Here is an 11,566-nt window from a genome sequence, read left to right on the forward strand (position 1 = left end):
GTCATCAGGTGGCTATACGCGTTCTCCCGGTGCTGCGGGTAAAAAGAATGATAACGCAGCATATACAAAGCCTGCTCGGGCAGATAAGGCTTCATCATGTGGTAAATATATTCATCGTGGCCCCAGGTCATGTGCACATTATCTAAACCACAATTGGGCTCATAAATACCGTATTTGGTATTATATCGCGGATCATGGTGATCCTTATTATCTTTAAAATATTCTGAGAAAATGATCTTATCAGAAAAAGCGCAGCCCACGGGATAACTATCGCCCACTACGGCCCATTGCGGTTCGCCAAACAGGCACAATACTTTTCCAAGATCATGGAATAAACCGGTTAGTACCATCCAATCTGGCCTTCCATCGGCACGGATGRCTTCTGATGTTTGCAACAGGTGCTGTAACTGGTCAAGATCGGTATCGGGATCTGAGTCGTCAACCAGTTGATTCAGAAAATCAAAGGCGTCCCAAACCGACATTTCTTTTTTATCAAACTTTAAGTACTGCTCCTTTTTTTGCAGCACAAAATCATAGGTTTGATTGATATGCTGTAAGCGGTAAAACTCCCTTACGGTATCTTTTAAATTGGCTTCGTAATTGCGATAAGCTTCTGTATCGCGCCCGGCGGCAATAGAATCAGCATCGGGATAACGATCTAAAATATCATCTTCCCATTCATCAATTGAACTTAAAGGGCCCTGGTTTGGTGTTTCGCTTAGCTTGCTCATAATGTTGTAATTTAAAAGGAAATGCAATTGGTAAACAATCCCTTGCGACTGTGTTATCCAAATTTCTTTATTTAAAACATCACATTTATTAAAAACGGTTAATTTATTTGCTTAAACGTTTAACTAAATTAGCACTGTTTTCTATCTCAAATAATCTAAATTAGCACCCATGGCCGATGAGTTTAAAAGCGATAAAGTAAATATGAAAGCACTTGCCAAAGTGTTAAACGTATCTATCGCTACGGTATCCAAAGCCCTGAGGGATAGCCATGATATTGGCCCCGAAACCAAATTGAAGGTAATTGAGGCAGCCCGTAAATTACACTACGTACCAAATCCGTATGCCAGCAGTCTGCGTAAAAAGGCCAGCAACACTATTGCTATCATTATCCCGGAAATTGCCGACAGCTTTTTTAGCCAGGCTATTAACGGTATAGAGAGCGTTGTAGCGGTAAAAAAATACCATACATTAATTTACCTTACCCATGATAGTTATGAACGTGAGGCCTATATGTTTGGCGAACTGGCCAGCGGGCGGGTTGATGGCGTGATAATGTCTGTTGCCAGCAACACAGAGGATACGGCGCATATTAAAACCTTACAGGAAGCCGGCATCCCGATTGTGTTTTTCGACAGGGTTTTTGATGATATTAGATCTGTAAAAATTACTACCGACGATTTAAACAGCGCGTATACAGCCACAAACCATTTATTGGATGCCGGGTGTAAAAACATTTCGCTGGTTACTATAAAAGGATATCCCTCTATCCTATCAGCCCGGGAAGAGGGATATCGAAAAGCATTATCAGAACGTGGTATCGACCCGGAAAAATCAAGTGCGGTTACCTGCTCCAATAAATACAACAACGAAAACATTGAAGTCATCAAAGATCACATAACCCGCGTAAAACCCGATGGTATTATTGCAACTGTGGAGCATTTAGCCACCTCGATATACCTGGCCTGTGATGAAATGAAGCTTAACATCCCTCGGGACGTTAAAGTGGTTTGCTTTACCAACCAGATTACCGCCCCTATTTTGAACCCGCCACTTACCACTATTCTGCAACCGGCATATGATATGGGTAAGCAAGCTGCTCAACTGTTGTTTGATCATTTATCGGGCAAGTATGTTGAAACGGGTAAGGAAATAGTTTTGCCATCGCAGTTGGTGGTGAGGGCATCAACTGCGCTTTAATCGCCAATCCTTAAGAATTTCTTAATCAATCTTTCTGCGGTATGCTCGTCATTTTAAACGCCAGCGTACCTCCATGACTAATCTGTTCATGGGATATCATATGATTTTTGATAGGCTGACCATCAAACGTAACTTCTTTTACATATTTGTTTTGTGCCGATAGATCAGTGGCTTTAATAACCAGCTTATTACCGTTTTGTAAGTCTAACGCTATATAAGGGAACTGGGGCGCGCCGATGCTATACATACCTGATGCCGGAGTAACCGGGTAAAAACCCATTACACTAAAAATATACCAGGCAGATGTTTGTCCGCAATCGTCATTTCCATTAATGCCTGCCGGTGCATTCCTGAAATTTTGCCAACCTGTATGCTGCCTTACCAGTTCCTGGGCCTTCCAGGGCATACCGCAGTAATTAAACAGGTAAATATAGTGATGCCCCGGCTCATTATCGGCCCTGTAATGACCATCATTAAAGTTATGGATAAGTTTATCGGCAAAAGGTTTTTCGCCGCCCATAAGGGCTATCATGCCCGGTACATCGTGCATGGCGCCAAAAGTGTAGGTCCATTTTGTACCTTCGGTAAAGCCACTATCCGGCTTTGCCGACCATTGTCCGTTTGAATTACGGGGCGCCATAAAACCTGTGGCAGCGTTATACACATTCTTATAGTTTTCGCTCCAGGTTATTAATTGTTTATAATCATCTGTTTTCCCTAAAGCTTTCGCCAATTGGGCTACACAATAATCATCGATGCTATATTCAATAGTGCGCGAAACCGATTCCTTCACCTTATCAACCGGGATAAACCCCAACTTATGGTAGTAAGTAAGTCCTCCCCTTGCTTCAAAGCTTGTCCACAGGTCGCGATCGCCCCATTTCTTTTGCGCATCGCCATCCGGGGCTTCAAAAGCATCTTTATGCAAAGCTTCATAAGCTAATTTGGTACTATAACCACGGAAACCTTTTACATAGGCATCAGCCACCACAGCGTCGGCATGGGTGCCTATCATAATATTAGTATAGGTTGGGTTTGGCCACATTGGCATCCAGCCGCCTTCCTGGTACATCTGCAATAATGATTTCACCATCCCATTTACACGCTCGGGCTGGGTTAATATCAGCAATGGATGCAAAGCACGAAAAGTATCCCAAAGGGAATAATCGTTATATGAAACGCCATGGTGAACTTTATCGTCAAAGGCGCTGTAATACCTGCCATATTCAGAAAACTGTCTCGGGAATAACAGCGTATGGTAAAGCGCGGTATAAAAAATAGTTTTTTGCTCGTTGGTTATACCATTAACCTGTACTACTTTCAATTGTTGCTGCCAGTTATCGCGGGTATCCTTAACTACCTTATCAAAATCCCAATCCGGAATTTCTTTCTTAAGGTTATTACGCGCCTGGTCAATACTGATAAAAGAAGTTGCTACAGCAACTTTTATTACTGTATTGGAAATGGTTTTAAAGGAAATAAAAGCACCCATGCGGGTTCCATACTGCTCTTTACTGCCTTTCTTTATTATGCTTTTATCCCACGTACCATATTTACGAATCTGTTTATCAAATTTGATAATAAAGTACCCTTTAAAGTTTTTAAGCTCGGGCCCGATTTGGGATGATTGCCGGTCGGGGTTATAGCCGGTTATTTCGTTATTGATGGTATCCACATATACATAGCCCTTTAATTTTTTCAGCCTGGGTTTATAATCATTAGCCCAATCAGCAAGTTCGGGATTAAGGTTAATGCCCTGGATTATTAAGTGGGCCTTTTCGGCAGCGGGAAAGGTAAAACGGAACATTCCACAGGTATTTGCACCGGCAATTTCGGCTTTGATCTTTTTGTTGCCATCGGCCTTTAACTTTACCGAATAGTAGTATGGTTTGGTAATTTCGTCTTTATGATCGTATGATAATTTACGTTCTTTGGGTAAAACACGCAGGTTACCAGTTTGCGGCATAATGGAAACATAGCCATAATCGCCCATCCAAACGGTGGGCTGATGGGTGGCCAGCAAACCAATTACCGATTTGTCCTCGTATTGATAGCACATGCGGCCCATTTTACTTTCGCCGGTTTGCGCAACAAAATTAGTCATGGCAAAAGGTACGTTTACACAGGGCATTGTGCCGCCGCCATCCAAACCTTTGGCAAAGCCGGTAATAGCGGTACCTATTAATGGATTTACAAAATCCACCTCATCCTTATGAGTTTTTGATGTAGTTTTTTGCGCGTTAACTGTTATATAAAATGGTATAAATAACATTAACAGGTAAATGCTTTTTTGGAATTTCATGTAGAACGTAGATATCATATCAATAGAATGTGGGTTACACCTATTTAGGTTTCAAGACAAATCTCTAATTTTTATTTCCATAAACCCCGATTTTAAAATAAAGTTTTAAAGAGATTAACTTATACCATTACCGCTCATAAACATAAAACCGGCCTGGTACATAATTGTACACCAGACCGATTTGAGTTTTAGGAGGTTATGACTCAACCTCAAATCTTAACTTTCTTTTCCCCTGCATCTACTCCTTTCATAAACTTAATCAGCCCGTTCATATAAGTTTGTTGATCATCGTATAAACTCATGTGGCTACCGTTTACACAGTACAGGTAACTGCCATTTTGAACTTTGCCGGCTATCATTTCCATATGCTTAGGATCCATGGTATCGTATTGGCCACCAATGCTAAGCATGGGGACAGCTATCCTGGACAAATCGGCCACACGATCCCAGTTTAACAATTTACCGGCTACACCAAATTCGCTTGGCCCCTGCATGGTTACATATAACGATTCGTTCAATTTACCTAAGGAGCGGTTCAACGGCTCGGGCCATTGATCAAGCGGGATACGGCAGATATGCTTGGCATAAAAGTTTGGCATCAGCAATTGCATGTATTCAGGATTTTTAAAATCGCCTTTAGCTTCAATAGCCCGGATGCGGGCTAAAACTTTAGGATCAAATTGTTTGGCCAATACATTATTGGCATATTTGCCATAATCGGGTATGCTCATCATCATATTTGATATGATGAGCCCTTTTAAATGCTGCTGATACTTCTGGGCATACTCCATAGCCAAAATACCGCCCCATGAATGGCCCAGCAGGTAAAAATTACTGCTATCCAGGTTTAAAGCCTGGCGCACCTGCTCTACCTCTTCTACATAGCGGGGCAAGCTCCACATAGCAGTATCTTTAGGGTTATCGGAGTTACCGCAACCCAGTTGGTCGTAATAAATGAGCTCAATACCTTCGGCGGGTAAAAAGCTTTCCATACATTCAAAATACTCGTGCGTAGCACCCGGACCGCCGTTTAACAACAGCAGTTTAATTTTAGGGTTATTGCCTATCTTTTTTGTCCATATGTGAAATTTACCTTTTGGCGTATTGATTGTAACCACCTGTACGCCGCCGTTTTTTACACCGGCTGTGGTATCCTGGAAATAGCTGCTTAAGCTAATACCACCTTGCTGTGGAGCATCGGGTTGTTTGCAGGCACATAACCAGCTAAAAGCTATGAGCGTAAAGGCTTTAAGATAATTTTTTATCATAAAAGTTTTGATTATGTTATAATCTAAAACTAAGGATAAATATTAAAAGGCCAATAAAAAAGAAAAAGCCGCCATTGTAGTGGCAGCTTTTTATTAAATCATTTATTTCTGTTTTATAAATTGAATCTGTAAGTTCTTGCTTTAAGCTTTTGACAGTCTGCTTTTGGCTTTAAGAGCTATTCCAAAAACTTCTTTTTAAGCTTTTTAATATCCGTATCACTTAAGCCTATCTGCGTTTTAAGATAGTTATCCACAGAACCGTATTGTTTTTTTATTGCCGTAAATGTTGCATCCAGGTATTTGGGTTTAGCCAGCATCATATCGTTGGCTACATTTTTATCAACATGCATAGCCATTACCATACCTGTGGTCGCCTTTTTATTTTCGGTCGCTCGATAGTAGTTTGTGGCTTCATAATCTTTAAGGATAGTATCATAAGGTACGCCCAGGCTGTAAAGCAGCAATGCCGCGCCTATCCCGGTACGATCTTTACCTGCGGTACAATGGAAAACCAAACCTTCGCCTGCAGGTAATTCCATCAGCTTAGCAAAAAAAGGTTTGTAGCGGGCAGCTAAAGAATCGGTTTTGCTATAAAAATCAACCATCAATGAATCGCCTCCGTTGCCTTTAAGATGCACGATCCCTTTCATCTACTCGGTTAAATTGTTGCTGCCGGCGGGGGCCAAAATATAATTAGTCCCCGGTCTGATGCGGTCTGGCGCCTGAGCCGATTCTTTATGACCACGCAGGTCGACATCATAGGTTATTTTTTTGGCCTTTAACACAGCCAGGTCGGCATCGGTTAATTTGCTGATATCTGCGCTGCGATATATTTCGCCCCACTTTACATGATGTCCGTCGGTTGTTGTGTAACCGCCCAGATCGCGGAAATTTACGGCTCCCTGCAGTTCAACTTTACGTTTTGCACTATCTGCAATCTGCGCGTTAACGCCCGTAGCAATACATGCAGCTATCAGCAATAATTGTAGTTTTTTCATATCCGTTTTAATGTAAAAAACAGGGTGCTTATTGCTAAGCCCCTGTTTAATGTATTTAGATTAATGTGTGTTTACTTAGTTAACCAGGTATCTTTAAACACATCGTCAGTACCACCAAACTGGCTGCTTATCGCTTTTTGGTAGTTAGCGTTGTTAGCGTTGATCTCATCTAAAGGATACAACCAGCGATGTGGTAATTTACCACCAGCGGTACCTAAACCTGTACCACCTTCGCTGAATGCCGGTAAGCCGGTACGGCGGTGGTTAAAATAGGCTTCCCAGCCAGAATTCATAAAGAACGCTACGTATTTTTGTTGTAAAATTTGGGTAAGAGCTACAGCAGGTGAAGCCAGGTTATAGCTTACATTAGCAAGAAATGTAGCATTATCTGTTGTAACGGTGCCAAGGCTTTTACCCGCCACATCAGATACCGAAACAGTTGAATTTGCGGCAACATTTAAACCAAAGTTGCTGAAAGAGGCTGCTATACCTTTATCGTACCAGGTTTTGGCATCGGCCGCTGTAAGTGCTGGCGCCCAGCCTCTGTTGATGCCTTCGGCAATGTTAAAGCTCATCTCAGGATAACCGATAAAAATAAATGGCTCGGTGGTGCTTCCTGTAGAATTACCTAAATAACGAGACGCATTAAAGAACGAGTATTTACCTGTTGCAGCCTCATTTTGTAAGGTTGATAATGCAGTACCCGGGTCAGCGCCAAGATATTTTGAAAAGTCGGCAACGTTTGTATTGGTAACCGGCGTAGCCATTAAATAGGTACGCGGATCTTTGGTAGAAGTGGTTATATCCAATACGGTTTTACCAACGTTCATAAAGTTATTGTATGAATTGCTACCGGCAGCAAAAATTGGGTACAGGTTGGTTGCATTAAACTTATAAACTACGTTATCGGCATTGCTTGCCATTACCGGGTAGTTAGCTGGATTACCAACAATTGCTGCAAACTGCGATTTGATATTTAAATCTGCATTGTCGTCGGCACGTTTGCTAAGGCTAATCAACACCCTTAATCTGTAAGTATTGATCACTTTTTGCCATTGAAGGTTAGTAAGTCCAAAAATGTCGCCGCTATCAAAGATGGCTCCAGGGCTTCCGGCCCCGGCTAAAATTGTATTGGCATCATCCAATAACTTTAACGATGCCTGGTAAACATCATGCTGTTTATCAAAAACCGGGGTTAAATACTTTATATCACCAGCCTGGCTCATTGGGATATCACCTACCCTTTGCGACAACCAGATAGCTGAGTATGCCCGAAAGAATTTAGACAGGGCAAAATATTTATTGGTATTATTACCCAACTGTGTCTGTGCCTGGTACTCTAACTGTATGGCATACTTTAATAATTCGTAACTGTGCCCGCTGTACGACCAGGTATCCTCATTGGTACCCCAGTATTTGGCGTAGTTAGAAACCTGGAACTGGTTTGATTTATTAACATCGCCAAATGGCATTTCTTCTGACCTGACCAATACGGCGGTAAGGTGGTTTACAATTAAAGAAACCGGGATAACCGAGTTTGCATTAACCGCATTGGGATTTGACGTAAGGTCGCCCTTTTGACAACCCGTGATTGACATTGTCAATACAAACGCAGCTGTGATTAATTTTAAAGCTTTCATCTTTATAAATATGTTTTATAAAATATTTTAGAATGTTACGTTAAGGTTAAAACCGTACCTGCGCGCTGTTGTGCTTTGCAGTGCACCGTTTGCAGCGGCACCACCGGTTGTACCGTCAGACGCATTGTAACCAGAAGCATATTGGTCGATATCAAAATCTTTACGCGCTGCAAAATATAGCAGGTTTCTGCCTACCAATGAGATTGATATCGCTTTAATAGCCTTGTTTTGCAGATATTTAGATGGAACATTATAACCAATCGTTACCTCTCGTAATTTGGCAAATGACCGGCTGATCATGTACATTTCATCGATAGATTTAACGTTACCGTTTAAATAACCTTGAACTGTAATAGGTGTTGTATTAGGAGCAAATGTAAGTTCGCTCATGTTAGAGATAACACCATTTTGGAATTTAGGCGTACCGCTAACAATTTTAACACCTGCACCACTTTCGTTACCCAATAGCGATGCAGTAGGTGCTTGCGTACCAACTTTGGTTGAGTTCCACTCTGCTAAACGTGCAGCGCCAATAACACCCTGAACGGTTGACAGATCACTACCACCTTGCCTTGTTGCATAGTAGTTATAATCGTAAATAACACCACCTATACGGCCATCAACCTGGAAGCTAAAGCTTATGTTTTTGTACGAAAACCTGTTATTAATACCAAAGGTAAAATCAGGATTAAGATGGCCTAATGCGCCATATACCTGACTGTTAGACCCAGTAGCCTTTAAAAGAGCACCATTCGCGTCATACACAATATTGCCGCTTCCGTCCCTTAAAAATTTAGTACCGTATACTTCATCAACCCTCGAGCCTACGGCATTGGTGTGGTTAGCATATAATGCTATATCTGTTAAACCCCCATAACCAATTTTTTGAAGTGTTTCCTTAAATGTTGAATAGTTTACATTCACATCCCATGAAAAACCATCTTTGTTGCGGAACGGCGAACCTGTTAATGATAACTCAAAGCCTGTTCTTTTGGTTGTAACCGCGTTTTGATTGCCCGCAGTGTAGGTGGTTGACGGGGCTGCCTGTATCTGGTAAATTTGCGGCCCGTTCTCGGTATAAAAATAAGTAGCATCTAAACCTAAGCGGTTATTAAGGAATTTTATATCCATACCCCCTTCATACGATAATCTGTTTAAAGGTTTTAAATTGGCGTTAGCCTTAACCGTTGAATAAGTAACTGAAGCCTGGTTATTATATAAGGTAGAGTATGCTGCTGCATCCTGGTTGGTGTAGCTTGGGCCATCGTATGAACTGTATAGTTCTGTACCATAGTTTAAAAGTGTGCTTGTAGTAATACCCGTAACTTGCTTATATGCGGTACCTACCGTTGATTGCGTTAAGCCGCTTTTTACATCTGCAAATGATGCCCTGAATTTCAGGAAGCTGATAGCATGAGGTAATTCAACATAATCAGACACCGCTGTTGAAATTGAAGCAGAAGGATAAAAAAAGCTTTGGTTACCCTTAGGCAATGTTGATAAATGATCTAAACGGCCGGTGGTATTGATATTGAAGTATTTATCGTAACCAAAATCAAATGAATAGTACCCGCTATAAACCTGCATTTTTGAATCCCAGGTGTAAGAAAGCGGAGCTTGTGAGGAGTTTGACAATACGTAAACGTTAGGCACGGCCAAGGCCCTTGTAGTACCGTAGAATGAATTATATGTAAACGTACGTGAGTTTGCGCCCGCTAAGCCAGATACTACCCATTTACCAAATGTTTTATTGTAATTCAATTGTAAATCGGTATTGTTTTCAAACAGCTTCCGGTCGTCTTCGCGGTAATCACCATACCAACCAAATTTATACCATGATGTATAGGCGTTTAAGTTAGCTGATGACGGTACCTGCTCAGTTCTCTGCTGGTTCCAGGTTGAAACCTGTGAACGCAAGCTTACATTCAAATCTTTAGTAATCTTATAGTTTAATCTTAAATAGGCATAAATATCAGTCTTATCGTGACCGCGTAACCACTTTTTGGCCATAAACCAAGGGTTATTTAACCGGCCGTACTCCTGTGCATACTGCACTAAGTCCTGAACGCCCTGGGGGCCCTTGTAAATATCTTCCAGGTCGCGTACATCGTAATCTGCAGAACCATAAACCTTAAACATATAAATGTAACTGTTTGGTCCGTAACTAACATCCGGGATGTTCGGCGTATACTGTTTGTTGAAGTTCATACTTCCGTCAACGCTCAGTTTTGGAGTAATGTTATAGCTTGAGTTAAGGCTAAAGTTATCGGAGTTTAACTTGGTATTAGGGAACATACCCTTTTGATACATGTGGGTATATGATAACCTGATGTTATAGTTTGAACCACTTGCCGAAACCGCCAGGTTGTTGGTAGATATAATACCCGTTTGTTTAAAATTGGCAAAGTTGTCTTTACCACGGGCTAACCATGGAGTTGGTGTACGTACACCTGTAACGGTATTGTAAGGGCTATCGTATTGGCGTAACAGCTGCCCTTCAAAGCGGGGGCCATATTCACCTAAGCGGTTTGCATTATCATACAAAACATCGCCCGATGGTACATAAACGTTGCTGTTATCCTTGGCCTGGTACTCATAGTGGTAGTTATTACCACGGCCATATTCAGTTTGTGCTTCAGGGGCTGCAATAAGGCCGCCTTCAAACAAGGTACTGCTATTTAGGTTAACTTCCCAGCCTTTTTTATCGTTAGTTCCTTTTTTAGTGGTGATGATAATTGCACCGTTAATACCTCTTGAACCATATAAGGCAGCGGCGTTGGGGCCTTTTAAAATCGAATATGTTTCGATGTCATCAGGGCTGATGTTCCATGTATCAGAGTTTATCGGGCTTCCATCAACTACAAAAAGCAAATCCTTGTTACCGCGTAAAACAATTTCCGGTCTGCCTAATAACTCGGCATTTGTACCAATAGTTAAACCGGCAACCTTACCGGCCAGGGAGTTGATTGGATTTGGTTCGCGGGCCTTTACCAAATCAGGACCTTTTACTTCCTGAACGCTATAACCAAGTCTTCTTACTTCTTTTTTAATTCCGTAAGCGGTTACCACAACTTCTGTTAAAGTTTTTGAATCGGTTTTCATTTGTACCGAAAGATTAGGATCGGCGCCAATTTCAAGTTCCTGTGATGTGTAACCAAGAAATTTAAAGATTAAAACCTGGCCTTTTTCAGCACCGATGGTAAAACGGCCTTCGCGACCTGTAACTGTACCAGTGGGAGTTCCTTTAATCTTGACACTCACCCCGGGGAAGGGTTGGTTATTTTCATCTAAAACTATACCCCTGATAGTTAAATTTTGGGCGTATAAGCTACTATAAGTAAATACCGAAGTAAGTACAATAAGTAACCATCGGGAAACTTTGAGTAATTTTTTTTCCATTGTTAAGTTAATTTTCCTGCAAAACTACCC

General features: G+C 41.5%; 6 protein-coding genes and 1 pseudogene. 1 reads left to right on the top strand and 6 read right to left on the bottom strand.

All coding sequences use genetic code 11. The annotated features are described in order from the left end of the window. A partial coding sequence (locus AC1DPZ_RS14995; RefSeq protein WP_477404733.1) for an inositol oxygenase family protein occupies positions 1 to 731 on the bottom strand: 731 nt, incomplete at its 3' end. A 169-nt stretch (positions 732 to 900) separates the two neighbouring features. Here AC1DPZ_RS14995 and AC1DPZ_RS15000 point away from each other — a divergent pair. Next, positions 901 to 1,929: a LacI family DNA-binding transcriptional regulator gene (locus tag AC1DPZ_RS15000; RefSeq protein WP_477404735.1), complete on the top strand. Its 1,029-nt coding sequence runs from the start codon at positions 901 to 903 to the stop codon at positions 1,927 to 1,929. A 25-nt stretch (positions 1,930 to 1,954) separates the two neighbouring features. Here the strand turns inward: AC1DPZ_RS15000 and AC1DPZ_RS15005 are convergent, their stop codons facing one another. From AC1DPZ_RS15005 to AC1DPZ_RS15025, 5 genes and pseudogenes are all read right to left on the bottom strand, one after another. After that, complete coding sequence (locus AC1DPZ_RS15005) at positions 1,955 to 4,231, bottom strand: GH92 family glycosyl hydrolase (RefSeq protein ID WP_477404737.1); 2,277 nt, start codon at positions 4,229 to 4,231, stop codon at positions 1,955 to 1,957. Positions 4,232 to 4,440: 209 nt separating this feature from the next. After that, positions 4,441 to 5,499 carry a proline iminopeptidase-family hydrolase gene (locus AC1DPZ_RS15010; protein ID WP_477404739.1) on the bottom strand — a complete coding sequence of 353 codons (1,059 nt, stop codon included), beginning with the start codon at positions 5,497 to 5,499 and terminating at the stop codon, positions 4,441 to 4,443. Positions 5,500 to 5,675: 176 nt separating this feature from the next. Continuing rightward, positions 5,676 to 6,497, bottom strand: a pseudogene (locus tag AC1DPZ_RS15015) (tyrosine-protein phosphatase). Positions 6,498 to 6,568: 71 nt separating this feature from the next. Next, entirely contained in the window at positions 6,569 to 8,137 is a 1,569-nt protein-coding gene (locus AC1DPZ_RS15020; protein ID WP_477404741.1) for a SusD/RagB family nutrient-binding outer membrane lipoprotein, read from the bottom strand. Between the two features lie 27 nt (positions 8,138 to 8,164). Beyond that, positions 8,165 to 11,536, bottom strand: a complete 3,372-nt coding sequence (locus AC1DPZ_RS15025; RefSeq protein WP_477404743.1) for a SusC/RagA family TonB-linked outer membrane protein — start codon at positions 11,534 to 11,536, stop codon at positions 8,165 to 8,167. Positions 11,537 to 11,566 lie beyond the last annotated feature (30 nt).

The organism is Mucilaginibacter sp. P4_G9 (assembly GCF_056400985.1).

Bases quoted from the DNA above. Each gene is read 5' to 3' on its own strand.
- AC1DPZ_RS15000 (WP_477404735.1), top strand. From the start codon at position 901: ATGGCCGATGAGTTTAAAAGCGATAAAGTAAATATGAAAGCACTTGCC.
- AC1DPZ_RS15005 (WP_477404737.1), bottom strand. From the start codon at position 4,231: ATGAAATTCCAAAAAAGCATTTACCTGTTAATGTTATTTATACCATTT.
- AC1DPZ_RS15010 (WP_477404739.1), bottom strand. From the start codon at position 5,499: ATGATAAAAAATTATCTTAAAGCCTTTACGCTCATAGCTTTTAGCTGG.
- AC1DPZ_RS15020 (WP_477404741.1), bottom strand. From the start codon at position 8,137: ATGAAAGCTTTAAAATTAATCACAGCTGCGTTTGTATTGACAATGTCA.
- AC1DPZ_RS15025 (WP_477404743.1), bottom strand. From the start codon at position 11,536: ATGGAAAAAAAATTACTCAAAGTTTCCCGATGGTTACTTATTGTACTT.